Genomic DNA, 25,308 nt, shown 5'->3' on the forward strand with positions numbered 1-25,308 from the left:
GCGGCTTGGTGCGGCCCGCCACCCTGCAGGCCTCGTTGAAGTGCCCTCGTCGAGGAATCCACCCGCTCGGCGCACGCCGACGCAGCGAACAATGCCGGTGCGTACTCGCAAAACCCGTCGCGCGTGGTTTCCGCACCGCGTTCCCGCTGATGGTCTCGGCCGCTGCTTCGCCGATCGCCCTGCGTGACAGCATGATCGGCGGTGGCCGGCATCGGGCGCGCGTGACTCGGCCGCATCCAGTGCGTTCCGGCCGCGTGCACGGCGTTTCCGCGCACGCTGACGCCCGATTCGTGAGCAGTACTGGTGCTCCGCATCCCCTGCGATCGCGTGCGATGCCCCACCGCATCGGTTGCTCGCGATCCGTTTTCGCCGGGTGGCGTGTGTCTACAGCAGGTCGCTGACGTCGTCCGGGACGTCGACCGCGTACTTGCGCAGCGTTTCCATGGGCACCACCTCGAGGGCGTTCTCGTGGGTGGCGGCCAGCACCACGGGTGCCGCCACGCCGTCCTCGTGGGCGTGCAGCCAGCGCACGGCCACCACGCACCAGCGGTCGCCGGGTTGTAAGCCGGGGAAGTTGTTCTCCGGGCGCGGGGTGATCAGGTCATTGCCGATCGACTTCTGATGCTCCAGGAATTCCGCCGTGACGACGGTGCACACGGTGTGGCTGCCAAGATCTTCGGGGCCGGTGCTGCAGCATCCGTCCCGGTAGAAGCCGGTGAGAGGATCGGTGCCACACTCCTCCAGCGGTCCCCCAAGCACATTTCGATCGGTCACGTCGCCGATCCTATTGTCTCGGTGTCGCATTCGCCGCTCCTTCCGCACTGTGGTGCGATGTTGAGCAAACCGGTCGGTCGTTGTCCCGAATGAGTCGGCTTGCTCCGGCGTGTCCATAGCCTATGCGTACCCGATGTGTGTTAGACGACACTGCTCCGAAACTCGTCGGTAGGTGTGTGAAACCGGCAACTCGGAGGGTTCTGAAAGGATGGGGCACGTGACTGCACAAGCTTGGATCCTCATCGCCGCGATCGCCGCGGTGCTGCTGGTGGCGTTCGTATCCGGATTCGTCCTGTACAAGCGCCGCCGTATCTCGCTCACCCCGGCCGCTCCCGAGCAGCCGGAACTCACCGACCGGTCGGGCGGGTATACGGCGGGCGGGGGATTCAGCTTCAGCGAGGGCGGCGGGGCCGCCACGCTGCCCAAACCCAAGCCGAAGCCCGAGCCGGTGCCCGTCGAGCGCACCGACGACGAGGGCCAGCCGCACGTCGGCGACGACGCGGCCGTCCCGCGCGACTCCGGCAAGCGCAGCATTCACGACGTCCGCCTGCCCGAACCGGAACTCGGGCCCGAGCGCCCGCCGGTCGAGGCGGACGCGGCCGCAGTCACAGGCGAAGCCGCACCGGCCCCCGTGGTCGAGGAAGTCACGGTCGAGGAAGTCGTCGTCGAGACCCCGGCCGGGGAGGTCGTGGCCGAAGCGGTCGTGATCGAGGAGGTCGTCGCGCCGGAAGCCCCGGTCGCGCCCGCCGAACCCGCGCCCGCCGAAACCGTGCCGTCCGCCGAGGAATCCGCGGCCGCGGCCACCATCGCGCCCGCCGAGGCCGCTCCGGCTCCGGCCGAGACCGCAGCTCCGGCCGAGGTCGCCCCCGCCCCGGTGGTTCCCGAGATCGACCCCACCACCGGCCGCCTGACCCGTCTGCGCGGCCGCCTGTCCCGTTCCCAGAACGCCGTCGGCAAGTCCCTGCTGGGCCTGCTCGGCGGTGGCGATCTGGACGAGGACTCGTGGGAGGAGATCGAGGACACCCTCGTCATGGCCGATCTCGGCACCGCCTCCACCGCCGCCGTGGTCGAGCGCCTGCGCGAGGAGATGGCCGCCCGCAGCGTCCGCACCGCCGCGGAGGCGCGAGAAGTCCTGCGCGACGTGCTGATCGAGGCCCTGCGCCCCGAACTGGACCGCTCCATCCGCGTGCTCCCGCATCAGGACCGCCCGTCGGTGACCCTGGTTGTCGGGGTGAACGGCACCGGAAAGACCACCACCACCGGCAAATTGGCGCGCGTGCTGGTCGCCGACGGCCGCCGCGTGCTGCTCGGCGCCGCCGACACTTTCCGTGCCGCGGCCGCCGATCAGCTGCAGACCTGGGGCGAGCGGGTCGGCGCGGAGACCGTGCGCGGCAAGGAAGGCGCGGATCCGGCCGCCGTCGCGTTCGACGCGGTGAGCGCCGGCATCGATCGCGGCGTGGACGTGGTGCTGGTGGACACCGCCGGCCGCCTGCACACCAAGACCGGCCTGATGGACGAGCTCGGCAAGGTGAAGCGCGTGGTGGAGAAGAAGGCTCCGGTCGACGAGGTCATCCTGGTGCTGGACGCCACGGTTGGACAGAACGGTCTGATGCAGGCCAAGGTATTCGCGGACGTCGTCGATATCACCGGTGTTGCTCTGACGAAGCTGGACGGTACCGCCAAGGGCGGCATCGTGTTTCAGGTCCAGGAGCAGCTCGGCGTTCCCGTAAAACTGGTCGGTTTGGGCGAGGGCGCGGATGATCTAGCTCCGTTCGAGCCCGGCGCGTTCGTCGACGCCCTCCTCGGATAATCGCCTCTCACCTGCTTGAATACGGGTGAACAAGATCTACCTCACAACATGGACGAAACATCGGTGCGGGTTCGGAAACGTGACTGCAACAGTGCAATCTCATCCGTTCACCTAGGTGAAACGCCGCAGGCTCACGGATGAAACACCGACTGAGGAACCTCATTGCAGGCTCGTTATCGCCGGTAAGGCGGAGCCCGAGATGAGGAGGAAATTGAGGTGGCGTTCCCCGTAATCGGCGCACCCGACGCCGGAGACACCGCATGGATGCTGGCCAGTTCAGCACTCGTGCTTTTGATGACACCGGGTTTGGCATTCTTCTACGGCGGCATGGTCCGCTCGAAGAACGTGCTGAACATGATCATGATGAGCATTGCCTCCATGGGCGTGGTCACGGTCATCTGGGTGCTGTACGGCTTCTCCATGGCGTTCGGCGACGACAAGTCGAACCTGTTCGGTGATCCCGCGCAGTACTTCGGACTGAAGGACCTGTTCGGCGGTACCTACCTGACCAGCGCAGCCGACGCTTCGGTCAAGGTCGAAATCCCGCTGGCCGGAACCATTCCCGCCACGGTCTTCGTGGCCTTCCAGCTCATGTTCGCGATCATCACGGTCGCCCTCATCTCGGGTGCGGTCGCCGACCGCCTGAAGTTCGGCTCCTGGCTGCTCTTCGCGGCCGTGTGGGTCACCGTGGTCTACTTCCCGGTCGCGCACTGGGTCTTCGCCTTCGACGGCATCACCGGCGAGCACGGCGGCTGGATCGCCAACAAGCTCAAGGCCATCGACTTCGCGGGTGGTACCGCGGTCCACATCAACGCCGGTATCGCCGGCCTGGTCCTGGCCATCGTGCTCGGCAAGCGCAAGGGCTGGCCGACCACCCCGATGCGCCCGCACAACCTGCCGTTCGTGATGCTCGGCGCCGGTCTGCTGTGGTTCGGCTGGTACGGCTTCAACGCCGGTTCCGCGGTCGGCTCCAACGGCATCGCGGGCGCCACCTTCATCACCACCACCATCGCCACCGGCGCCGCCATGCTGGCCTGGCTGCTGGTCGAGAAGATCCGCGACGGACACGCCACCTCCCTCGGCGCCGCCTCGGGCATCGTGGCCGGTCTGGTCGCCATCACCCCGTCCTGCTCCTCGGTGAACGTGGTCGGCGCGCTGGCCATCGGCGTGGTCGCGGGTGTGCTGTGCGCCCTGGCGGTCGGCCTCAAGTTCAAGTTCGGCTTCGACGATTCGCTCGACGTGGTCGGCGTGCACCTCGTCGGCGGTATCGCGGGCACCCTGATGGTCGGCCTGGTCGCCGCGCCGGAGGCCCCGGCGGCGGTCAAGGGCCTGTTCTACGGTGGCGGCTTCGATCAGCTGATCAAGCAGGCGGTGGGAGCCGGTGCGGTACTTGCCTTCTCGGGCATCGCGACCCTGATCATCGCCCTCGCCATCAAGTTCACCATCGGGCTGCGCGCGGACGAAGAAGCGGAGTTCGTGGGGATGGACGAGTCCGAGCACGCGGAATCGGCATACGATTTCGCTGCTGTGGGTGGTGCGGCGCGCACCGCCGCCGTCAAGGAGGCATGACGCATGAAACTGGTTACTGCAATCGTCAAACCGTTCACGCTCGAGGACGTCAAGTCCGGGCTGGAGCAGGCGGGCGTGCTCGGCATGACCGTCAGCGAGGTCCAGGGTTACGGACGCCAGAAGGGCCACACCGAGGTCTACCGCGGCGCCGAGTACTCGGTCGACTTCGTCCCGAAGGTCCGGGTCGAGGTGGTCGTGGACGACGCCTCCGTCGAGAAGGTCGTCGAGGTGATCGTCGAGGCCGCGCGCACCGGCAAGATCGGCGACGGCAAGGTCTGGGTCACCCCGGTCGAAGCCGTCATCCGGGTTCGCACCGGTGAACGTGGGTCCGACGCCCTCTAAAGAGGATCGATCGAGCGGCGGCCCCGCTCCCGCCGGACACGCAAAACCGGATGGGGCGGGGCCGTCGCAGTCTCGCTGACAAGTAAATACATTTGCCGCTCGGTTTCGAGAAACCCCAAAGGTTCGCGGCCGTCCCGTTCTGGACTGAGTGGAGCGGGGGAGCGAAGCGGAGGAGCGGAGGGAGGGAAGAACGGGACATAGAGGCCGCGAACCCGCCCGGAGCGAAGCGGAGGGCAAATCAAACACAGAGGTGGGTTGTGGGTTTCCAGCAAGAACGCGACGACAAAGTCGCCAACGGCGCGAAAGTCTCCAACGGAGCTTCGGATCTGATCCGGGCCCGCAACCAGCTGCTCGAGGAAGCGGGCGGGATCGGCGGCAACGGCCGCGGCGCCCGGCTCGACACCGAGGCGCTACGCCAGGCCATGGTGGATCTCTACGAATTGTGGCTCACCACCAAGGGACACGAGGTCGGCATCACCGCCGACAGCGGCCTGGCCATCGTGGCGGTCGGCGGTCTGGGCCGCCGGGAGATGCTGCCCTACTCCGATCTGGATCTGGTGCTGCTCTACGACGACGTCGATCCGAAACGGGTCGCCGAGGTCGCCGATCAGCTCTGGTATCCGCTGTGGGACGCCCACATCAAGCTCGACCACAGCGTGCGCACGGTGCCCCAGGCGCTGCGCGTCGCCGCGGACGATCTGACCGCCGCGCTGGGCATGCTCGAGGCCCGGCACATCGTCGGCGACGAGGGACTGAGCAATCTCCTCGTCTCCGGGGTGCGGCGGGACTGGCGGACCGGGATCCGCTCCCGGTTCGACGCGCTCATCGCGCAGACCGAAACCCGGTGGCGGCGTAGCGGAGACGTCGCCCACCGCGCCGAGCCCGATCTCAAGAACGGGCGCGGCGGACTGCGCGACATCCAGCTGCTGGATGCCCTCGCCATCGCACAACTGACCGACGCCATGCCGGGGCTCGGTCCGGATGTGCCCGGCGGCGGGCTGAAGCTGGCGCATCGCCGCCTGCTGGACGTGCGCACCGAATTGCATCGGGTCGCGGGCCGGGCCCGCGATCAGTTGCGCGCGCAGGACGCCGACGAGATCGGGGCGGCCCTGCGCCTGGGAGATCGGTTCGACCTGGCGCGCACGCTCAGCGATGCGGCGCGCACGGTCAGCTACTCCACCGACGTCGGTCTGCGGACCGCCGCCAACGCGCTGCCGCGGCGCGGGCTCGCGCGCTTGCGCCGCATGCCGGTACGGCGACCACTCGATGAGGGGGTGGTCGAACATGCCGGCGAGGTGGTGCTCGCGAGGGATGCCCGCCCGCAGCGCGACCCGGGCTTGATCCTGCGGGTGGCCGCGGCCTCGGCGCAGACCGGATTGCCCATGTCGGCAACGACTTTGAACCGGCTCTCGGAGGACGCGCCGGAACTACGCGAGCCGTGGCCCAAGGACGCCCTCAACGACCTGCTGGTCCTGCTGGGCGCGGGCCGCGGCACCATCGACGCCATCGAAGCCCTGGATCGCACCGGGCTGTGGGGGCGGCTGTTCCCGGAATGGGGTGTGGTGCGCGATCTTCCGCCGCGCGACGCCATGCACACCTGGACCGTGGACCGCCATCTCATGGAGACCGTGGCGCAGGCCAGCGCGCTGTCCACCCGGGTCGCCCGCCCGGATCTGCTGCTGCTGGGCGCGCTGCTGCACGATATCGGCAAGGGGCGCACCGAGGATCACAGCGTGGTGGGCGCGGAACTCGCGGTGTCCATCGGGCGCCGGCTCGGGCTGTGGCCCTCGGACGTGCAGACCCTGTCCACGATGGTGCGCCAGCATCTGCTGCTGCCCGATACCGCCACCCGCCGCGACATCACCGATAACGACACCGTGAAAATGGTGGTCGAGGCCCTGGACGGCGACGCGCAATTGCTGGATCTGCTGCACGCGCTCGCCGAAGCCGATTCCCTGGCCACCGGGCCCGGCGTCTGGAACGACTGGAAAGCCTCGCTCATCGGAGATCTGGTGCGGCGCTGCCGGATCACCATGGCCGGTGACGAATTGCCCGAACCCGAACCGATTCCGGACGAATTACGCGAGCGGGCGGAAAACGGCGGCGTGCACGTGGAGTTGAAACCCGGGGAGGGGCGTTACAACCACGTGGTCACCATTGTCGCGCCGGACAATCCGGGCCTGCTTTCCGATGCGGCCGGTGTGCTCGCGCTGCATTCGCTGCGCGTGCTTTCCGCGGATCTGGCGAGTGTCGGGGACTCGGCCATCGATACCTTCGTGGTCGCGCCGCGCTTCGGAAATCCGCCCGATCCGGGGTTGCTGCGGCAGGAATTGATCCGGGCCATCAATGGCGATCTGGATCTGGTCTCGGTGCTGGCGCGCAAGGAACGCGAACAGGGCGGCGCTCAGCCCAGTCCGTACGCGCGGGCGCAGCCGCGGGTGCTCTGGTCCGAGACCAGCGAACCCGGCCGGGTGCTGCTGGAATTGCGCGCCGAGGACCGGATCGGTTTGCTGTCCCGGCTGGCCGCCGCGCTCGCCGAATCCGGCGCGAATGTGTGCTGGGCGAAAGTCGTCACCTTGGGCACGGCCGTCATGGACACTTTCTGCCTCGATCTCGGGGCCGCCGACACGCCGGAAAGGCGAGCCGAAATCGCGGCGGCGGTGCTCGCGGTGGTGCCTCCGCAACAACCGAAGAAAACGCCCGAATCGGACACAGAAATCGGTTAGACCACGGTTTTCTGACCGGTCGCCATGAAGCTGGATTAACTGGCAAACCATGTGTTTGCCAGTTAATCCGATCGTTGCGAGCAATTTGCTGAAATACCGGTCAAGTGATTGGCATCACACCCTAGTATTCGCGATTGGGCCTGCAACGGCCCGAAAAATAAGAGTGGTCGCGAGCATGAGGGGAGCAGTCGGTGGCAATCGAAGTCGTATCCGCGTCCATGATGACGAGCGATCTGACTCAGCACATCGCCCGCTGCGTCGGCGGCGACCGGTGGGTGGTGTCCTGGCTGCCGGGCCGCACCCTGTCGGGTCAGCAGGCGGTGACCGCCATGACCATCGCCTCGACCGTCGCGGGCGCGCCGCCGACCGATGTCGAATGGGCCGTATTGGACGGTCTCGCCCTCGAACTCGGGCTCACCGCACGCGAAGCCGTCTGGATGGTGCAGACCGAACAGCACGATCTGCGCCGGCCCGCCGCCCGGCCCGGTCCCCGCCTGGAATGAACCGCTCGGCCGCAGGTGACGGTGGTCGGCGTGCCATCGACTCGCGCGGCCCACTACCCTGGTATCTCGAGTGACGTCCCTCGAGATGTAGGAGCATCGGTGTTCGAATCCCTTTCCGACCGGTTGGCCGGTGCCCTCAAGGATCTGCGCGGGAAGGGACGCCTGTCACCGGCGGATATCGATGCCACCGCCCGTGAGATCCGGCTCGCCCTGCTCGAAGCCGACGTGGCGCTGCCCGTGGTGCGCAGTTTCATCGCCCGCGTCAAGGACCGCGCCAAGGGCGCCGAGGTCTCCCAGGCGCTGAATCCGGCGCAGCAGGTCGTCAAGATCGTCAACGACGAGCTGGTCACGATTCTCGGTGGCGAGACGCGGCGGCTGCAGTACGCCAAGAACCCGCCGACCGTCATCATGCTGGCCGGTCTGCAGGGCGCCGGTAAGACCACGCTCGCGGGCAAGCTCGCGAAATGGCTGAAGGGGCAAGGGCATACGCCGCTGCTCGTCGCATGTGACCTGCAGCGTCCCGGCGCGGTCACCCAGCTGCAGGTGGTCGGTGAGCGTGCGGGCGTGCCCGTTTTCGCCCCGCACCCCGGCACTTCCATCGGCGGCGGCGACAATCCGCTCGGCATCTCCGCGTCCGATCCGGTCGATGTGGCGCGCGCCGGTATCGAAGAGGCCAAGCAGAAGCAGTACGACGTGGTCATCGTCGACACCGCCGGCCGCTTGGGCATCGACGCCGAACTGATGGCGCAGGCCGCGGGCATCCGCGATGCCGTCAACCCCGACGAGACCCTGTTCGTCCTCGACGCCATGATCGGCCAGGACGCGGTCTCCACCGCCGAGGCGTTCCGCGACGGCGTCGGCTTCACCGGCGTCGTGCTCACCAAGCTCGACGGCGATGCCCGCGGTGGCGCGGCGCTGTCGGTGCGTGAGATCACCGGCCAGCCCATCCTTTTCGCGTCCACCGGCGAGAAGCTGGAAGACTTCGACGTCTTCCATCCCGACCGCATGGCCTCGCGCATCCTCGGCATGGGCGATCTGCTCACCCTGATCGAGCAGGCCGAGCAGGTCTACGACGCCAAGCAGGCCGAGGAAGCCGCCCGCAAGATCGGCTCCGGCGAGCTCACCCTCGAGGACTTCCTCGAGCAGATGCTGGCGATTCGCAAGATGGGTCCCATCGGCAATCTGCTCGGCATGCTGCCGGGCGCGGGCCAGATGAAGGACGTGCTGGCCCAGGTCGACGACAAGCAGCTGGACCGGGTGCAGGCCATCATCCGCGGTATGACGCCCGCCGAGCGCGATAACCCCAAGATCATCAACGCTTCCCGCCGCCTGCGCATCGCCAATGGCTCCGGCGTCAGCGTCACCGACGTCAATCAGCTTGTCGACCGCTTCTTCGAAGCCAAGAAGATGATGGGCATGATGAGCCGCCAGTTCGGCATGCCTGGCGCGCGCGCCAACAAGGGCAAGGGCAAAGGCAAGAAGGGCAAGAAGGGCGGGCGCGGGCCGACCCCGCCGAAGATGCGCGGCGGTTTCCCGGGGATGCCCGGGCTCCCCGGCGGTATGCCGGCCGGTATGCCCGATATCTCGAATCTGCCCGCGGGTCTCAACGAACTCCCGCCGGGGCTGGAAGGTTTCGACCTGTCGAAGCTGAAGTTCCCCAAGCAGTAGGCGATTCGAACCGGGGCGGTCCGTACGACGGGCCGCCCCGTTCGCTTCGGCAGCGCTCTGCCCCCGGCTGCGAGCGTGGCCCGGCACCGGCGCGGAGTGCAATCATGAACTATGGATGCCGAGCGGTCGGAAGATCACGACGGGGGACCCCGAGGCCGGTTCGCGCGCCGGATCGACGAGCTGGGGCGGCGTGAGACGGCGCTGGCGCTGCGCGAGGCCGCGGCCGACGAACGGGAAGTACGGTTCGAGCTGCGCGCGTCCGATGCCGACGCCCGCGAGGAACTGGCCGATCTGCGCGAGGCCGAGGCCGACGCGCGCGAGCGGATCGCCGACAACCGCGATATCGCCGCGAGTACCCGGGAACGGGCGGCCGATCGCCGCGAGGCCGATGCCGACGACCGCGAGCTGCAACTGAACGACCGGGAACAGCGGCTGGACCACCAGGCCCGGGTGGCCGGTGTCGTCGTTCCGACGACCGGGCAGCGCTCACAGGAAGCGATCGCCCGCGCGCGCGAGGCCCTGGTCGCCAGCGCCGCCCGCCTCGATCGCAGCGAGGCCGCGCTGGTGCGGACCGAAGCGCGGAAGCGGCGGCAGCAGAACGAGATCGACCGGGTCGGCGCGGCCACCCTGCGCCTCGTCCGCCGCAGCGAGCCGCCCGCCGCACCGGAATCCGATCCGGGCTCCTGAGCGCCGGTTCACCCGCGCGGTTTCCGCGTCGCCGCCGAGAGGTCGCCGGCGTCGCCCTGGAACCTGTTCGGGGTCAATCGGATTCGGATGGCGCCGCAGGCGCAGCGGTGGTAGATGACCGTGCCCTCCGAGGTGCGGTGGCGGGAGAGCGTCTCGAACGGTTCGTCGGCGGGCCAGCCGCAGTTCGGGCAAAGGGGTTGGGTTCCGGGCATATTCGTAGTCTTCGCCGGACGGCTAGGCTGGGTCCATCGAATAATCCCGGAGAGAATCGTTCGGAATCTCCACATGATCGATCCGCGTTTGCAGACGCTGCGGGTACTCCGCGAGTACGGGACCGTGACGGCGGCGGCCGGGGTGCTGCATCTGACGCCGTCGACGGTCTCGCAGCAATTGCGCGGGCTGGCCCAGGAACTCGATGTCGAGTTGCTGATTCCGGTCGGGCGGCGGGTGCGGCTGACCGCGGCCGCGCACGCGCTGCTCCGGCACGCGGATCTGCTGGCCGCGCAATCGGAACGGGCGCGGGCCGAGCTCGCCGGCTATCGGGCGGGGATGGCCGGGACCTTGCGGATCAGCGCCATGCCGACGGCGCTGGCCGCCCTGGTGGTGTCCGCCGCCGCGCGGCTGCGCGATGGGAATCCGCTGCTCACGGTGGAACTCGTGGAGGACGAGAGCCGTCACTGTTTCGATCTGCTGCTCGCGGGGGACAGCGATATCGGCGTGGTGCTGCCCGCGCCCGGGTCGCCGTCGCCCGATGATGTGCGGTTCGAGCAACTTCCGCTGCTGGACGAACCGCAGGATCTGCTCGTCCCGGCCGGTCATCCACTGGCGAGCCGGGCCGGTGTGACGCTCGCCGATGCGTCGCTGGAGGGGTGGATCAGCGGTCCGGAGCGGATCACCCACCACCGGGTGGTGACGGCCGCGTGCGCCGCCGCCGGATTCACGCCCCGCATAACCGGCCGGTCGGTGGATTTCATCGGCGTGGCCGCCATGGTCGCGCACGGGTTCGGAGTCAGCCTGATCTCCCGGCTGGCCTATCTCCCAGCGGATTTCGCGGTCGTGCGGGTACCGCTGCACGGGGACCACGTGCCGGTGCGCCGCCATCTGACCGTGGTGCGGCGTGGGTCGGGCGGCCATCCGGTGATCGCCGCGGGACTGCGCGCCATTCGCGAAGTGTGCCGCGAACGCGCCGATATCACCGTGCTGGGTGAATGATCCGGCCTATTCGGTGGCCGAATGGACTGTCGGGGAAGGGGTTTCGGGACGCCGCCGTCGCCTGCCCTTGGCGATGGCCTCCGGATCGAGATCGCCGGTGGACCAGGTTTCGGCGAGGGCGATGCTCATTTCGCGTCCGGCGACGACGTGATCCAGGGCGCTGGCCGCCGCGTCCTCGGACCGGCCGGAGGCGATGAGGTCGTACATGGCCTCGTGCTCGGAGCGCTGCTCGTCGGCGTCGCGGGCGGCGGTCAGGTGGAAGAGCCATTCGGTGAGGGCGTCCAGGGGGCGCATCTGCGCGGTGAGCAGCGGATTGCCGGCGAGTTCGACGATGGCGGTGTGAAACGCGGCATTGGCGGCGGCGATGCGCTGCCGATCGCCGGAAGCGGTGGCGGCGCGGGCGGTTTCCAGGCTGGTGCGCAAGAGGGGAAGGGTGTCGGCGCTGACCTTGGCGGCGGCCAGGCGGGCGGCGAGCGGTTCCAGGGCCTCGCGGACGTCGAAGAGATCGCGGACGTCGGCGGGGGTGAACGGGGCGACCAGTGCGCCCTTGCCCGGCACCAGCAGCACCAGCCGTTCGGCGGCCAGCATGCGCAGCGCCTCGCGCAGCGGAATACGGGAAACCTCCAGCTCGGCGGCCAGATCCCGCTCCACCAGACGCTGGCCGGGACGTAGCTCGACACCGACGATGCGTTGCTTGATGGTCTCGTAGGCGCGGTTGCGCAGGGATCCGGGGGCGGTCACGGGAATCCACAGTATCGGGCCGCGCCAGGGGTTTTCCGGACCGAAACATAGCCGGAACCTGTCCGCCACGGACCCGGCCGACAGTTAGCGGTATACCACTAACTGGAGGTTGGTTGTGGAGACAGCTCTCGAGCTGACCGGAGTCGGCAAGAGTTTCGGTGCGGTACGGGCACTTTCGGAGATCGAACTGACCGTGCGGCGCGGCGAAGTGCATTGCGTGCTCGGCGAGAACGGCGCCGGGAAATCCACCCTGTGCAACATCGTCTACGGCAGCGTGGGTTTCGACACCGGCGCGATGCGCCTGTTCGGTGCGTCATACCGCCCGCGCCGCCCCGCCGACGCCCTGCGCCGCGGAATCGCCATGGTGCACCAGCACTTCAGCCTGGTCCCGACCCTGACGGTCGCCGACAACCTGCTGCTCGCCGAGGGTGTACGCCTGCGCCCGGCCCGCAGCGCACTCGCCACCCGGGTAGCCGCCATCGCCGACGAATTCGGCCTCCGCATCGACCTCGACACCCCGGCCGGAAACCTCTCGGTAGGCGAGCGCCAAACCGTCGAAATCGTGAAATGCCTCCTCCGCCAACCAAAACTGATGCTCCTGGACGAACCCACCGCCGTCCTCGGCCCCACCGAAGTAAACGCCCTCCTCCACACCTGCCGCCGCATCGCCGACTCCGGCTGCGCCGTAGTCCTCGTAACCCACAAACTCGGCGAAATCGAACGCGCCGGCGACACCGCCACCGTCCTCCGCGGCGGCCGCGTAGCCGGCTCCGGTCCGCTGCGCGCCAGTGCCCCCAGGGCGGGCGGCCCGTGCGCCGAGACCGCTGAAGATGATGGCCGGGGTGCAGGCTTCTCGGGTTCACCTGTGCTTAGTCGTGACGAACTGGTCGAGCTCATGGTGGGCCGCGAGCTTGCGGACCTGGATTCGGCTCTGGTGACCGGGGATTCGGTGGCGCGGACCGCGCGCGACTTCACGGATGTTGCGCCGATCGTGCGGGTTTCCGGTTTGCGGTTTGTCCGCGGCGACGGCGTCCCCGCGCTCGACGGCATCGATCTGACGCTGCGGCCGGGGGAGATTACCGGTATCGCGGGTGTGGAAGGCAATGGGCAGAGCGAGCTTATCGCCGCTCTCAGTGGTGCGTTGCGTCCTGCCGCCGGGACTTTCCAGCTCGGCGACGCCGACCTGACGCACGCCAACCCGGCCGTCCGCACTGCGCACGGGCTCGGCGTCATCCCGGAGGACCGTCACCACGAAGGCTGCATTCCGGCCATGAGCGTCGCCGACAACCTCTGCTTGGCCCGTCTCCCTGACTTCCGCCGCCGGGGCCTGCTCGACCGTCGTGCCGTCACCTCGACCGCCGCCGCCATGATCGCCCAGCACGGCATCAAGACCTCGTCGCCGGGCGCTCTCATGAGCACCTTGTCCGGTGGCAATCAGCAAAAGGTCGTCATTGCCCGTGAATTGGCGCTGGACCCCCTGCGCTGCCTGCTCGCCGCACAGCCCACCCGTGGCCTGGACTTGGGTGCGGTGGACGTCGTTCTCACCCGCCTGCGCGAGGCCGCAGCGTCTGGTGCCGCGGTCCTCGTCGTCTCCCACGAACTCCCCGAACTCCTGACCCTCTGCGACCGGATCCTCGTCGCCTACCGCGGCCGCCTGCTCGGCCCCGTCGACCCCACCGATCCTCGTGCCCGCGAGCGCATCGCCCACCTCATGCTCGGAACCAGCTCATGAACCTCCTCGAAAACCATTCCCGCACAGGAAATTCGGAAGACGAGCGCTTGCCTGTCGGTCCGCGCCGTAACACGCTGCCGTGTCATGGGCAATCGTCCGTCGTGACCCGCCGTGGCGGAAATAGTCTCGCGACCGGGGGAGTGCGCGAGGTCGCGGTGTATGGCGGTGCGATAGCGGCTGCCGCGTTGATCGGGCTGCTGTTGGTGATCGGCGGCGGCGCGTCACCGGCCGCGGCGGCGAAAGCGTTGTGGGACGGCATGTTCGGGACGCCGTACGCGTTCGGGACCGCGTTGAACGCGACGGCCGTGCTGGCGCTCATCGCGACCGGGTTCACCATCGCGCATCGGGCCGGGCTCGTGAATGTGGGGGCGGAGGGGCAACTCGGTCTCGGGGGGATCGCGGCTACGGCGGTGGGGGTAAACATTCCCGCCGGAATGCCTGTGGGGCTCGGGGTTTCGCTGATTCTGGTGGCGGGGTTCGCGGCCGGGGCGGTGTGGGCGGGTATCGCCGCTTGGCTGCGGGTGCGGCGCGGTACCAGCGAGGTCATCACCACGTTGCTGCTGAACTTCGTCGGGTTGGGACTGGTGACGCTGGTGGTTCATGAGGCCGGGTTGCTGCGGCAGCCGGTGACCTCGATCGAGACGCTGCCGCAGTCCGAACCGCTGGCGGCGAGTGCGCGGCTGCCGCTGCTGGGTATGACCGGATCACCCGCCACCATCGCGATCGGGGTGGCGCTGGTCGCCGTGGTCGTCACCGCGATCGTCTTGCGGCGCACCGTGATCGGCGTCCGGCTGCGTGCGGTCGGGCTGTCCGAAGCGGCCGCGGCGCGGCTCGGCGTGCGTGTGGATCGCCTGCGCTTCGGCGCGCTCGCCGTGGCGGGCGGGCTGGCCGGGGTCGCGGGTGCGGGCCTGGTCGCTACCGCGCCCTACATCCTGACCGAGGGCTTCACTTCCGGTTACGGATTCGCCGGGCTGGTGGTCGGCCTGCTGGCGCGCGGCTCGCTCACGGCGGTCGCCGGTATCGCGCTGGCCTTCGGGCTGCTGGCCTCGGCGGGCATCAATCTGCAACTGGCGGCGGCGGTTCCGGCGTCGTCGGTGCAGGTGGTGCAGAGCGTGCTGATCATTCTCGTCGCCGGCGCGGCGATCCTGCGGAAGGGAGCCCGGCGATGAGCGCGGCGAGCGAATTGGTCGACGGCGGTGTGCGGCTGGCGATTCCACTGCTGCTGGCTTCGGCGGGCGAGCTGGTGAGCGAACGCGCCGGGGTGCTGAACCTCAGCGTCGAAGCCATGATGCTGACCGGCGCTCTCGCCGGCGCGGTGGGGGCGCGGGAGAGCGGTTCCCCGCTCGCGGGCGTGGTGTGCGCGGTGGTGGCGGGCCTGCTGGTCGCGCTGCTGCAAGCCGTCCTGAGCGTGACCCTGCGCGCCGATCAGATCGTGACCGGCATCGCCGCGAACGCCCTCGCGCTCGGCGCGACGACCTATGCGGCACGCCTGTACTTCACCGACGGCCGCACCGTCCCCGGCTTCGACCGCATCGAAATCCCACTGCTGCACCGGATCCCGATCATCGGCCGCGCGTTCTTCGATCTCACCGCACTCGGCTACCTGGGCATCGCGGCGGCCGCCTTGCTCGCCTTCCTCTTCTCCCACCGCAGCGGCCTCGGCATCGCCGTCACCGCGATCGGCGAGGACGCCGCGACAGCCGACCGATCCGGCTTGCCGGTCAACGCTTTCCGCTACACCGCCATCCTGATCACCGGCGTCACCAGCGGCCTGGCCGGCGCCCACCTGGCCCTCGCCGACGTGCACGCCTTCACCGACAACCTCACCGCCGGAGCCGGATACCTCGCCGTGGTCGCCGTCATCGCCGGTCGCTGGCGCGCCTGGCTCACCATGCTGGCCTGCCTGTTCTTCGGCCTGGCCCAAGCCCTGCAATTCGCCGCCCCCGCCCTGGGCCTGCACCTGCCCACCGCCGTCCTGGTCATGTCCCCCTACCTGCTGGCAGTCCTCGCGGTCAGCGGCCTGGTCGGCGCGAGCCGCGCCCCCACCGCCCTCACCCGCCCGTTCCAGCGCGAAGCCAGAACCTGATGCGACTGAGCGCCTTCCACATCACGCAGCGCTGATTCCTCCGGCGCGCCGAGCGTCGTCCCTCCCGATCCGATCCGAAAGGCCGGTGTCCGTTGACCCTCATCCTGACCCGCTCCGATGTGCTGAGCATGATCACGCTGCCGGAGGTGACCGCCGCGGTGCGCACCGCGCACGCCGACCTGGCGCGGGGCGCCGCGGTCGCGCCGACACCGCCGGTCATGCGGCTGCCGGGATCGGATTCGGCGTTCCTGGCGATGGCGGCGGCATCGGGCCCGGCCGGGCTGGCGGCGGTGAAGCTGCTGGCGGATGTGCCGGGGAACCGGGAGCGCGGTCTGCCGGTGCAGCGTTCGGCGATCCTGACCGTCGCGACCGCGGACGGGTCGTGCGAGGCAGTGCTGGACGGCGGCGCGGTGACCCGGTTCCGGACTGCCGCCGCGACGGCGGTGGCGACGGCGGCACTGGCGCGGCCGGAGAGCCGGGTCTTGGGATTGATCGGCGCGGGCGCACTGGCCCGGGCGCACGTGGAGGCGTTGCGGCCGGTGCTGCCGTTCGAGCGGATCGTGGTCTGGAGCCGTACCGACGCCACCGCCAAGGGATTCGCCGCCGACATCGACGCCGAGATCGCTTCCACCCCTGAGGAAGTCGTGCGCACCGCCGACGTACTGTGCACCCTCACCCCGTCCCGCGATCCGGTGGTGCGCGGCGACTGGTTCCGTCCGGGCCTGCACGTGAACGCCGTCGGCGCCCCGCCCCGCCCCGACCATCGCGAGATCGACAGCGAGGGTATGCGCCGCGCCCGCGTGATCGTGGACAGCCGCCTGTCCACCCTGCACGAATCCGGCGATGCGCTGATCCCCTTGCGCGAGGGCGTCTTCGGCCTCGACCACGTCAGCGACGAACTCGGTGAGGTGCTGATCGGCGCGAAATCCGGTCGCACGGAACCCGATCAGATCACCCTCTACAACTCCCTCGGCATCGGCCTGCAGGATCTGGCCGCCGCCCGCCTGCTGATCGATACCGCGCGCCGCCGCGGCATCGGCACCGAAATCGACCTCGCCGCTTGACCTTTCGCCCCACCCCGTTGAAGGAAAGAAAATGAAGAAGATCGCCCTCGCCCTGCTGACCCTGGCGGTCGGCGCCACCGCCGCCTGTAGCGCCGGAAACGACGACGCCGGAACGAAATTGAAGGTCGGCGTGCTCTTCCCGGGCTCGCTGTCGGACGACGGATTCATGCAGTCCGGGTACGAGGGCTACCAGCGCATCGAGAAATCGCTCGCCGACAAGGTGGCGCTGACCAAGGTCGAACAGGTGGCGGCCGCCGACTACCAGCAGGTGCTGACCCGCCTGGCCTCCACCTCGACCCTGGTGGTGTCCTTCGGCGGTCAGACCGATTCCGCCGTCAAACAGGTCGCGCAGGCCTTCCCGAACGTGAAGTTCGTGGAGGTCGGCGGCCCGGCCGACGCGGTCCCGCCCGCCAATCTCGCCTACTACGACCCGGTCCAGGCCGACGGCGGCTTCCTGGCGGGCGCGTACGCGGCGCTCACCTCCAAGTCCGGCAAGATCGGCTTCGTGGGCGGTATGGAACTGCCCGCCATCGTCAAGACCGCGCGGGCGTTCGAGCAGGGCGCCAAGCACATTCGCGCCGACATCTCCGTGCTCGCGCCCGTCTATGTCGGCGATTTCAACGATGTCGCCAAGGCCAAGCAGGCCGCGCAGGCCGATGTCGGTGCGGGCGCGGACGTCTTCGGTCAGCAGCTCAATCTGGGCCGGCAGGGGCTGGCGCAGGCCGCGAAGGAGGGCGGGGCGGCGCTGGTCGGCGGCCCGCTGGTGAAGGCGTGCGGCTCCGAGGCCGGATTCACCGGATACGTCAAGAGCGATACCGGCGCGGAACTCGAGTACGCCGTGAACGCGGTGCTGGACAACACCTTCAAGGCCGAGCAGGTGCGTTTCGGCATCGCCTCCAGCACCGGCGCCACCGATATCGTGCTCTGCGGCGCGGACGCGCAGGTCACCGCCGCGATGGCCAAGGTGAAGCAGGATCTGGCCGCCGGGACTATCAAGATCAGCTGATCGCGTCGGGTCGGTGCGAGCGCCCGGCTCGCACCGATTCCGCACCCGCATGGCTGATCTTGTGGCGGGCGGCGCAGTAGCTTTGTAGGGAACGAGGCGACGGCGTACGTGGCGAGGAGGCCGGTCATGCGTCTGCATTTCCGCGGGGTGGTGCTGCCCGGGGACGAGGTGCGGGATCTGTGGGTGCGCGACGGGGTGATCTCCTTCGAACCCGTCGCGAATGCGGAGACCGTGCACGCCTCGGGATGGATCGTGCCGGGATTGGTGGACGCGCACTGCCACGTCGGCATCAAATACGGTGGGGGACACGAGGATCGGGACGGCGCGGTCGCCCAGGCCGAGACGGAGCGAGACGCGGGCGCACTGCTGCTGCGTGACGCCGGATCGCCCATCGACACGCGGTTCATCGACGAGCGCGACGAGCTGCCGGAGATCATTCGCGCGGGCCGGCACATCGCGCGGCCGCGCCGCTACATCCGGGAACTCGGCATCGAACTCGACGATGAACGCGATCTGCCGGAGATCGTGGCGGAGCAGGCGCGGCGCGGCGACGGCTGGGTCAAGATCGTCGGCGATTGGATCGACCGGTCGGCCGGCGACCTGGCCCCGCTGTGGTCCGACGCCGTGCTGAAGGAAGCCATCGACGCGGCGCATCGCGAAGGCGCCCGGGTGACCGCCCACGTCTTCGGCGAGGACGCCCTCTACGGCCTGCTCGGCGCGGGCATCGACTGCATCGAGCACGGGACCGGGCTCACCGACGACACCATCGAACTGATGGCCCGCACCGGCGCCGCCCTGGTGCCGACCCTGATCAATATCGACACCTTCCCCGGAATCGCCGACGGCGCAGGCAAATTCCCTGTCTACGCCGCCCATATGCGCGACCTGCACCGCCGCTCCCGCGAGACCGTGGCCAAGGCGCACGCCGCCGGAATCCCCATCTACACCGGCACCGACGCCGGCGGCTCCATCCCGCACGGCCGCATCGCCGACGAGATCGCCGCCCTGGCCGGAGCCGGCCTGTCGGCCCACGATGCCCTCGGCGCCTCGGCCTGGAATGCCCGCTCCTGGCTCGGCCGCCCCGGCATCGAACCCGGCGCCCGCGCGGATTTCGTGGTCTACCAGCAGGATCCACGCCTGGACCTGGCCACCCTCGCCGCCCCCGCCTGGGTGGTGCTGCGCGGCCGCGTCTACGACCGCCGGGATCCGGTGACCGGCCACCGATGAATCGGGAGCCCGCGGGCAGTCCCTTCAGGAGAGGCCGAAATCTCTTCTGAAAGGGGCGACCATGCGAGACCTCGTAGTCACCCAGAACATCACCCTCGACGGCGTGGTCGACGCGAGCGCGGGCTGGTTCGTCGTCGGTGACGGCGACGACGCCGACTATTCGGATGTGCTGGCGGAATTGCTCGAGCACACCGAGCGCTGCGACGCCGTGCTGTACGGCCGCGTCACCTTCGAGCAGATGCGCGGCTATTGGCCTGTGCAGACCGACGACCGGACCGGTATCACCGCGGAATTGAATCGGATGAAGAAGTACGCGGTGTCGCGCACCATGGACGATCCGGCGTGGGAGAACTCGCAGGTGCTGCGGAACCTGGACGAGGTGGCCGCGCTGAAGCAGCTGCCGGGGCGGGACATCGTGACCACGGGCAGCATCCAGCTGGTCCACGAGCTCATCGCCGCCGGTCTGGTCGACGAATATCGCCTGTTCGTCTACCCGGTCGTGCTCGGCTCCGGCGCGCGCCTGTTCGAGGAGGGCAGCAAGGTCCCGCCGCTGCGTCAGGTCGAGGCCAAGGCGTTCCGTTCGGGCGTGGTGCTGCTGCGCTATCGCATCGACTAGACCGGTCTGGCGATTTCACCGCGCGAACTGAGTGAATCGGTCATGCTTCACATGTTTGTTTTCGTTGACCTGATGAGGAGACCGTTGTGGGTTCCGTCGAGACGTTGCTCGTGTCCGTGCTGGCCGGGCTGATCGTGAAGTTCCTGACTTCCGGCAGCGGGCACTGAGCCACGGCTGACCCGGCCCACCGGATATGGTCCACACATCCGGTGGGCCGTTCCATGTCATGGGCCGATTTCCGGCCCCGGGCACCCGTCTGGCAAAATGAACGACCGTCCTCGTCGAGGACAGTGTCAGCCCGTCTCCGGTTACGTACCGCGCGGCGGTCACAGCACTTGACGCAAAACCGGGCCCACCTGGTGTGGGTCGCTGAATTGCGACGTGACCAACCTTCGAAAGGAAGCAGTCTCATGGCTGTTCGTATCAAGCTGACCCGCATGGGCAAGATCCGCAACCCGCAGTACCGCGTCGTCGTCGCCGACGCCCGTACCCGTCGTGACGGCCGCGCGATCGAGTCCATCGGCAAGTACCACCCGAAGGAAGAGCCCTCCCTCATCGAGATCGACTCGGAGCGCGCCCAGTACTGGCTGTCCGTCGGCGCCCAGCCGACCGAGCCGGTGCAGCGTCTGCTGGAGATCACCGGTGACTGGCAGAAGTTCAAGGGTCTGCCGGGCGCCGAGGGCACCCTGAAGGTCAAGGCTCCGAAGCCGTCCAAGCTGGACCTCTTCAACGCCGCGCTGGCCGCCGCCGACAACGAGCCCGTTGCCGAGGCCGTCACCCCGAAGAAGAAGGCCGCCAAGAAGGACGAGGCCGCCGAGGCCGAGGCCACCACCGAAGCCGCCGAGTAATGACCGCCGTGGTTGCCGATGCCGTCGAGCACCTGGTGCGCGGCATCGTCGCCAATCCCGACGACGTCCACGTCGAGCTGATCACCAGCCGTCGTGGCCGGACCGTCGAGGTGCACGTGCACCCGGACGATCTGGGCAAGGTGATCGGGCGCGGCGGTCGTACCGCGACCGCACTGCGCACCCTGGTCGCCGGGATCGGCGGTAAGGGCATTCGCGTCGACGTGGTCGACACGGATCAGTAGATGGAACTGGTCGTCGGGCGGGTCGCCAAATCGCACGGGGTGCGTGGCGAACTCGTCGTAGAAGTCCGCACCGACGAGCCGGAACTGCGTTTCGCGCCCGGCAGCAGCCTTACGGGGCGGCTGCCGAAGGCGAAGCAGACGCAGCAGTACGTAGTGGAGTCGGCCCGGGAGCACTCGGGCCGGCTCCTGCTGCGTCTGGACGGCATCGGGGACCGGACCGCCGCGGATGCGTTGCGCGGCTTGCTCTTTCTCGTCGACACGAAGGATCTGCCGCCCTCGGAGGATCCCGACGAATACTACGATCACGAGCTCGAGGGCCTGACCGTCCAGCTCGGTGACGGCACGGTCGTCGGCACGGTGCGGGAAGTCCTGCATTCCGCTGCGGGAGAACTGCTCTCGATCAAGGCGTCCGAGGCGTTCCCGCCCGCCGGCCGGGAGATCCTGGTGCCCTTCGTGAATGCGATCGTGCCCACGGTGTCGGTCGCCGACGGACTGATCGTCATCGATCCGCCCGAAGGTCTGCTGGACCCGGAGTGAGCGCGATGCGGATCGACGTCGTCACCATTTTCCCCGAATACCTGGAGCCGATGCGAACGGCCTTGCTGGGCAAGGCCATCGACAAGGGGATTCTCGAAGTCGGGGTGCACGATCTGCGCCGCTGGACGCACGACGTGCACAAGGCCGTGGACGATTCGCCCTACGGCGGCGGTCCGGGCATGGTCATGAAACCCGTCGTCTGGGGCGATGCCCTGGACGAGGTGCTGCCCGATGACGCGCTCCTGGTCGTGCCCACTCCGGCGGGTGTGCCCTTCACCCAGCGCACCGCCGAAAGATGGTCCGCAGAAAAGCATCTCGTCTTCGCGTGCGGTCGCTACGAGGGCATCGATCAGCGCGTGTTCGACGATGCCGCCCGCCGCGTGCGCGTCGAGGAGGTCAGCATCGGCGACTACGTGCTGATCGGCGGCGAGGCGGCGGTGCTCGTCATGACCGAGGCCGTGGTGCGCTTGATACCCGGCGTCCTGGGCAATCAGCAATCGCACGAACAGGATTCGTTCTCCGACGGTCTCCTGGAGGGCCCCTCCTACACCCGCCCGGTGTCCTGGCGCGGCCTGGAAGTCCCCGAAGTGCTTCTTTCGGGCAATCACGCCAAGATCGACGCTTGGCGCCGTGAGCAGTCCATTCAGCGCACGAGAGAACGCCGCCCCGAACTACTTCCCCCCGAGTAATCCTCCCGCTATCGTTCTCGCTCAGCCGCACCCGCGGTCTGCTCGAGTTCGATTCGGACGAGGAAAGGCAGGCGTGGAAGTGTTTCGGAAGTTCTTTGTCGCATTCGCCGTAAGTGTCGCGATCGTCGGTTCCGGTGAGGCTGTCGCGCAAGCGTTCACACCGCAGGACGAACTTCGCTTCCTGCTCATGGACGACCTGCACCAGAGCGACCAGTTCAAGTCCTATTCGGTCTCCCTCGGCCATAAGACCTGCGCCGATATCGACCGTAATGGCCCGGCGCGCAAGGCATCCCTGATCGCGTTCGATCGCCGCAATCCGGGCACAAATGTGGGCGTGAACGGCATGACCGCCACCGAGATCGACATCCTCGCCTACTGCCCGCAACACCTCGCCTCGTAATGCGCGGTGCGCCTATGTGTCGAGCCGTCGGGGCACGCCGGTAGTGTCTGCGGGCGTGACGACAGCCTCCGAAACCGTCAGCGCAGAAACCACCGGTGCCGAAAGCACCGTCCGCCTCGCCAGCGTCGGCCGGCGTATCGCCGACGAACTGGGGGTGGGGGAGAACCAGGTGCGTGCCGCCGTCGAACTCCTGGACGCCGGTTCGACCGTGCCGTTCATCGCCCGCTACCGCAAGGAAGTGACCGGCGGCCTCGACGACGCTCAGCTACGCACCCTCGACGAGCGCCTGCACTATCTGCGGGAGATGGACGAGCGGCGGGCATCGATCATCGAATCGATTCGCGGCCAGGGCAAGCTGGATCCCGAACTGCACGCGCAGATCATGCTCGCCGACACGAAAGCCCGCCTGGAAGACATCTACCTGCCGTACAAGCCGAAGCGGCGCACGAAGGCGCAGATCGCGCGCGAGGCCGGGCACGAGCCGGTGGCCGACGCACTGCTCGGCGACCCGAACACCGATCCGGCGCAGTACGACGCCGAACAGCTGGACGGCGCCCGGGCGATCCTGGTCGAGCGGTTCGCCGAGGATGCCGATCTCGTCGGTGAACTGCGCGAGCTGATGTGGAATCGCGGGCAGATCACCTCCACGGTGCGCGCGGGCAAGGAAGAGGCGGGCGCGAAGTTCGCCGACTACTTCGAGTTCTCCGAGCCGTTCACGAAGCTGCCGTCCCATCGCATTCTCGCGCTGCTGCGCGGCGAGAAGGAAGAGGTGCTGACCCTGCACCTCGAAGCCGACACCGAGGAGCCGGAGGAGGGCGAGCGGACCGTCTACGAGGGCCGTATCGCGCACAAGTTCGGCATCGCCGCCCAGGGCCGCCCCGCCGACACCTGGCTGCTCGATACCGTCCGCTGGGCCTGGCGCACGAAGCTCCAGGTCAGCCTCGGCATCGACACCCGCATGCGGCTGCGCCAGTCCGCCGAACGCGATGCCGTGGACGTGTTCGCCGCGAACCTGCGCGACCTGCTGCTCGCCGCGCCCGCCGGCACCCGCACGACGATGGGCCTGGACCCCGGCTACCGCACCGGCGTGAAGGTCGCAGTCGTCGATTCCACCGGTAAGGCCGTCGCCACCGAGGTGATCTACCCGCACAAGCCGCAGGGGCAGACCGAGAAGTCCCTGGCCGTGCTCGGTGCGCTCGTGGCGCGGTTCAATGTCGAGCTCATCGCCATCGGTAACGGCACCGCTTCTCGCGAGACCGACGCCCTTGCCGCCGAACTGATCTCCCGCATTCCGGACAAGAAGCCGACGAAGATCGTGGTCTCGGAAGCGGGCGCGTCGGTGTACTCCGCCTCGGCCTACGCCTCCGCCGAACTCCCGGATATGGACGTCTCCCTCCGCGGCGCGGTCTCCATCGCCCGCCGTCTCCAGGATCCCCTGGCGGAACTGGTGAAGATCGACCCGAAGTCCATCGGCGTCGGCCAGTACCAGCACGACATCTCCGAAACCCTGCTCGCCCGCTCGCTCGGCGCGGTCGTCGAAGACGCCGTGAACGCGGTCGGCGTGGACGTGAACACCGCTTCGGTACCGCTACTGTCCCGGGTCTCCGGCGTCTCGAACTCGATCGCGGAGAGCATCGTCGCGCATCGCGACGCGAACGGCCCCTTCCGCAGCCGCACCGGCCTGAAGGACGTACCCCGTCTGGGCCCGAAGGCTTTCGAGCAGTGCGCCGGCTTCCTCCGGATCCGCGAGGGCGACGATCCCCTGGACAGCTCGGCCGTGCACCCCGAGGCCTACCCGGTCGTCCGCCGGATCCTCGACGCCTCCGGCCGCGGCGTCGCCGAGCTGATCGGAAATACGACCGCCCTCCGCGCCCTGAAGCCGGCCGATTTCACCGACGAGAAGTTCGGCGTCCCGACGGTGACGGATATCATCTCCGAGCTCGAGAAGCCCGGCCGTGACCCGCGCCCCGAATTCAAGACCGCCGAATTCGCCGCCGGCATCGAGAAGGTCGCCGACCTGCAGCCCGGCATGGTCCTCGAAGGCGTAGTCACGAACGTCGCCGCCTTCGGCGCCTTCGTCGACATCGGCGTCCACCAGGACGGCCTCGTCCACGTCTCGGCGATGTCGCACAACTTCGTGAAGGATCCGCGCGAAGTCGTGAAATCCGGCGACGTGGTGAAGGTGAAGGTTCTCGAGGTGGACGTCCAGCGCCAGCGGATCGGCCTGTCCCTCCGCCTCGACGACGAGCCCGGAAGCGCCAAACCCGAACGCGGTCAGGGCGGTTCACGCGGCGGCCAGCAGCGCGGCGGCGCGCCTCGCCAGGGCCAGGGCGGCGGCCAGCAGCGCGCCCAGGGCGGCGGACGCCAGGGCGGCCAAGGCGGCCAGGGCAATCGCCAGCAGGACCGCCGAAACCAGTCGGCCCCCAGCGGTTCCATGGCGGACGCCCTCCGCCGCGCCGGCTTCGGCAAGTAACTCACACCGCGATTCGCCAACGGGCGGGCTCAGGTACCCCTGAAGCCCGCCCGTCCCGCTATCCCCCACCCCCAACTTGACCTTGGTACCTCACCGTGGATTTCGTCCCATTTCCCCACGCCCAAGTACCAAGGTCATCCCCTTCCAAGATCAACGGCACATGACCGCGGCGACACACCGAGGAACCCCCGCACTGATGTGCCACTGACCCCCGGGTCTGTTCCAACCCAAGGCATCTCGCCACCGAAAGCCCGAATCGAAGTCCGAAAAGGCGACAACGGCCGGAACGACGCCGGAAGGCGACGTGACGGCTCCCATCAGGGGGACCACAGCCGGGAACGGCAGGCGAAGCAACC

Annotated in this window: 24 protein-coding genes; 21 read left to right on the forward strand and 3 right to left on the reverse strand. The window is 68.7% G+C overall.

The annotated features are described in order from the left end of the window. Window positions 1–384: 384 nt before the first annotated feature. Window positions 385–774, reverse strand: coding sequence for a DUF2237 family protein (locus tag NY1_RS12415; RefSeq protein WP_067711299.1), 390 nt, complete (start codon window positions 772–774; stop codon window positions 385–387). Window positions 775–982: 208 nt separating this feature from the next. Here NY1_RS12415 and ftsY point away from each other — a divergent pair, with 208 nt between their 5' ends. The 7 genes from ftsY to NY1_RS12450 all read left to right on the forward strand — a co-directional run bounded on the left by ftsY (window position 983) and on the right by NY1_RS12450 (window position 10,079). Continuing rightward, complete coding sequence (ftsY, locus tag NY1_RS12420) at window positions 983–2,584, forward strand: signal recognition particle-docking protein FtsY (RefSeq protein WP_439956008.1); 1,602 nt, start codon at window positions 983–985, stop codon at window positions 2,582–2,584. 264 nt (window positions 2,585–2,848) lie between these two features. Further along, on the forward strand, window positions 2,849–4,153 hold the full coding sequence (locus NY1_RS12425; RefSeq protein ID WP_174567181.1) for an ammonium transporter: 1,305 nt from the start codon (window positions 2,849–2,851) through the stop codon (window positions 4,151–4,153). A 3-nt stretch (window positions 4,154–4,156) separates the two neighbouring features. After that, window positions 4,157–4,495 carry a P-II family nitrogen regulator gene (locus NY1_RS12430; protein ID WP_067711303.1) on the forward strand — a complete coding sequence of 113 codons (339 nt, stop codon included), beginning with the start codon at window positions 4,157–4,159 and terminating at the stop codon, window positions 4,493–4,495. 257 nt (window positions 4,496–4,752) lie between these two features. Further along, window positions 4,753–7,221 (forward strand): [protein-PII] uridylyltransferase, encoded by a 2,469-nt coding sequence (locus NY1_RS12435; protein ID WP_174567177.1) that lies wholly within the window; start codon window positions 4,753–4,755, stop codon window positions 7,219–7,221. 191 nt (window positions 7,222–7,412) lie between these two features. Next, entirely contained in the window at window positions 7,413–7,724 is a 312-nt protein-coding gene (locus NY1_RS12440) for a hypothetical protein (RefSeq protein WP_233037272.1), read from the forward strand. A 99-nt stretch (window positions 7,725–7,823) separates the two neighbouring features. After that, window positions 7,824–9,392 carry a signal recognition particle protein gene (gene ffh / locus NY1_RS12445; protein ID WP_067711307.1) on the forward strand — a complete coding sequence of 523 codons (1,569 nt, stop codon included), beginning with the start codon at window positions 7,824–7,826 and terminating at the stop codon, window positions 9,390–9,392. A gap of 111 nt (window positions 9,393–9,503) precedes the next feature. Next, window positions 9,504–10,079: a hypothetical protein gene (locus NY1_RS12450; protein ID WP_067711309.1), complete on the forward strand. Its 576-nt coding sequence runs from the start codon at window positions 9,504–9,506 to the stop codon at window positions 10,077–10,079. A gap of 8 nt (window positions 10,080–10,087) precedes the next feature. Here NY1_RS12450 and NY1_RS42790 read toward each other — a convergent pair whose 3' ends face one another. Further along, window positions 10,088–10,291 (reverse strand): hypothetical protein, encoded by a 204-nt coding sequence (locus NY1_RS42790; protein ID WP_067711311.1) that lies wholly within the window; start codon window positions 10,289–10,291, stop codon window positions 10,088–10,090. 73 nt (window positions 10,292–10,364) lie between these two features. Between NY1_RS42790 and NY1_RS12460 the strand changes: the two genes are divergently transcribed. After that, window positions 10,365–11,291, forward strand: coding sequence for a LysR family transcriptional regulator (locus NY1_RS12460; protein WP_067711313.1), 927 nt, complete (start codon window positions 10,365–10,367; stop codon window positions 11,289–11,291). A 6-nt stretch (window positions 11,292–11,297) separates the two neighbouring features. On the opposite strand, the gene NY1_RS12465 is transcribed toward NY1_RS12460, so the two are convergent. After that, the gene (locus NY1_RS12465) at window positions 11,298–12,032 is read right to left on the reverse strand and encodes a GntR family transcriptional regulator (protein WP_233434301.1); all 735 of its coding nucleotides are present in this window, start codon (window positions 12,030–12,032) and stop codon (window positions 11,298–11,300) included. A gap of 115 nt (window positions 12,033–12,147) precedes the next feature. Here NY1_RS12465 and NY1_RS12470 point away from each other — a divergent pair, with 115 nt between their 5' ends. The 13 genes from NY1_RS12470 to NY1_RS12530 all read left to right on the forward strand — a co-directional run bounded on the left by NY1_RS12470 (window position 12,148) and on the right by NY1_RS12530 (window position 24,952). Continuing rightward, complete coding sequence (locus NY1_RS12470; protein WP_067711315.1) at window positions 12,148–13,764, forward strand: ABC transporter ATP-binding protein; 1,617 nt, start codon at window positions 12,148–12,150, stop codon at window positions 13,762–13,764. A 140-nt stretch (window positions 13,765–13,904) separates the two neighbouring features. Continuing rightward, complete coding sequence (locus NY1_RS12475; RefSeq protein ID WP_067711317.1) at window positions 13,905–14,933, forward strand: ABC transporter permease; 1,029 nt, start codon at window positions 13,905–13,907, stop codon at window positions 14,931–14,933. Beyond that, window positions 14,930–15,850 carry an ABC transporter permease gene (locus NY1_RS12480; RefSeq protein WP_067711319.1) on the forward strand — a complete coding sequence of 307 codons (921 nt, stop codon included), beginning with the start codon at window positions 14,930–14,932 and terminating at the stop codon, window positions 15,848–15,850. Before NY1_RS12475 ends, NY1_RS12480 begins: the two co-directional genes overlap by 4 nt. A 92-nt stretch (window positions 15,851–15,942) precedes the next feature. After that, window positions 15,943–16,914 carry an ornithine cyclodeaminase family protein gene (locus NY1_RS12485; protein WP_067711321.1) on the forward strand — a complete coding sequence of 324 codons (972 nt, stop codon included), beginning with the start codon at window positions 15,943–15,945 and terminating at the stop codon, window positions 16,912–16,914. 31 nt (window positions 16,915–16,945) lie between these two features. Then, complete coding sequence (locus NY1_RS12490) at window positions 16,946–17,920, forward strand: BMP family ABC transporter substrate-binding protein (protein ID WP_067711322.1); 975 nt, start codon at window positions 16,946–16,948, stop codon at window positions 17,918–17,920. Between the two features lie 126 nt (window positions 17,921–18,046). Beyond that, window positions 18,047–19,147, forward strand: a complete 1,101-nt coding sequence (locus tag NY1_RS12495; RefSeq protein WP_067711324.1) for an amidohydrolase family protein — start codon at window positions 18,047–18,049, stop codon at window positions 19,145–19,147. Between the two features lie 61 nt (window positions 19,148–19,208). Further along, window positions 19,209–19,763: a dihydrofolate reductase family protein gene (locus NY1_RS12500; protein ID WP_067711326.1), complete on the forward strand. Its 555-nt coding sequence runs from the start codon at window positions 19,209–19,211 to the stop codon at window positions 19,761–19,763. A 410-nt stretch (window positions 19,764–20,173) separates the two neighbouring features. Next, a complete protein-coding gene (rpsP, locus tag NY1_RS12505) occupies window positions 20,174–20,611 on the forward strand; it encodes a 30S ribosomal protein S16 (protein WP_067711328.1) in 438 nt (145 codons plus the stop codon). Further along, window positions 20,611–20,853, forward strand: a complete 243-nt coding sequence (locus NY1_RS12510; RefSeq protein ID WP_067574801.1) for an RNA-binding protein — start codon at window positions 20,611–20,613, stop codon at window positions 20,851–20,853. The genes rpsP and NY1_RS12510 overlap by 1 nt, the downstream gene beginning before the upstream one ends. Further along, the gene (gene rimM, locus NY1_RS12515) at window positions 20,854–21,390 is read left to right on the forward strand and encodes a ribosome maturation factor RimM (RefSeq protein ID WP_067711330.1); all 537 of its coding nucleotides are present in this window, start codon (window positions 20,854–20,856) and stop codon (window positions 21,388–21,390) included. It begins immediately after the preceding gene. Between the two features lie 5 nt (window positions 21,391–21,395). Further along, on the forward strand, window positions 21,396–22,079 hold the full coding sequence (trmD, locus tag NY1_RS12520) for a tRNA (guanosine(37)-N1)-methyltransferase TrmD (protein WP_067711332.1): 684 nt from the start codon (window positions 21,396–21,398) through the stop codon (window positions 22,077–22,079). Window positions 22,080–22,152: 73 nt separating this feature from the next. Beyond that, on the forward strand, window positions 22,153–22,479 hold the full coding sequence (locus NY1_RS12525; RefSeq protein ID WP_067711334.1) for a hypothetical protein: 327 nt from the start codon (window positions 22,153–22,155) through the stop codon (window positions 22,477–22,479). Between the two features lie 55 nt (window positions 22,480–22,534). Beyond that, window positions 22,535–24,952 (forward strand): Tex family protein, encoded by a 2,418-nt coding sequence (locus NY1_RS12530; protein WP_067711336.1) that lies wholly within the window; start codon window positions 22,535–22,537, stop codon window positions 24,950–24,952. Window positions 24,953–25,308 lie beyond the last annotated feature (356 nt).

It is taken from the genome of Nocardia yamanashiensis NBRC 100130 (assembly GCF_001613325.1).
GTDB lineage: Bacteria > Actinomycetota > Actinomycetes > Mycobacteriales > Mycobacteriaceae > Nocardia > Nocardia yamanashiensis.

Excerpts from the sequence above, each read along its gene's own strand:
- NY1_RS42790 (WP_067711311.1), bottom strand. The coding sequence starts at position 10,291 with ATGCCCGGAACCCAACCCCTTTGCCCGAACTGCGGCTGGCCCGCCGAC.
- trmD (WP_067711332.1), top strand. The coding sequence starts at position 21,396 with ATGCGGATCGACGTCGTCACCATTTTCCCCGAATACCTGGAGCCGATG.
- NY1_RS12450 (WP_067711309.1), top strand. The coding sequence starts at position 9,504 with ATGGATGCCGAGCGGTCGGAAGATCACGACGGGGGACCCCGAGGCCGG.
- NY1_RS12495 (WP_067711324.1), top strand. The coding sequence starts at position 18,047 with ATGCGTCTGCATTTCCGCGGGGTGGTGCTGCCCGGGGACGAGGTGCGG.
- NY1_RS12490 (WP_067711322.1), top strand. The coding sequence starts at position 16,946 with ATGAAGAAGATCGCCCTCGCCCTGCTGACCCTGGCGGTCGGCGCCACC.
- ftsY (WP_439956008.1), top strand. The coding sequence starts at position 983 with ATGGGGCACGTGACTGCACAAGCTTGGATCCTCATCGCCGCGATCGCC.
- NY1_RS12425 (WP_174567181.1), top strand. The coding sequence starts at position 2,849 with ATGCTGGCCAGTTCAGCACTCGTGCTTTTGATGACACCGGGTTTGGCA.
- rpsP (WP_067711328.1), top strand. The coding sequence starts at position 20,174 with ATGGCTGTTCGTATCAAGCTGACCCGCATGGGCAAGATCCGCAACCCG.
- NY1_RS12460 (WP_067711313.1), top strand. The coding sequence starts at position 10,365 with ATGATCGATCCGCGTTTGCAGACGCTGCGGGTACTCCGCGAGTACGGG.
- NY1_RS12480 (WP_067711319.1), top strand. The coding sequence starts at position 14,930 with ATGAGCGCGGCGAGCGAATTGGTCGACGGCGGTGTGCGGCTGGCGATT.
- rimM (WP_067711330.1), top strand. The coding sequence starts at position 20,854 with ATGGAACTGGTCGTCGGGCGGGTCGCCAAATCGCACGGGGTGCGTGGC.
- NY1_RS12510 (WP_067574801.1), top strand. The coding sequence starts at position 20,611 with ATGACCGCCGTGGTTGCCGATGCCGTCGAGCACCTGGTGCGCGGCATC.
- NY1_RS12500 (WP_067711326.1), top strand. The coding sequence starts at position 19,209 with ATGCGAGACCTCGTAGTCACCCAGAACATCACCCTCGACGGCGTGGTC.
- NY1_RS12430 (WP_067711303.1), top strand. The coding sequence starts at position 4,157 with ATGAAACTGGTTACTGCAATCGTCAAACCGTTCACGCTCGAGGACGTC.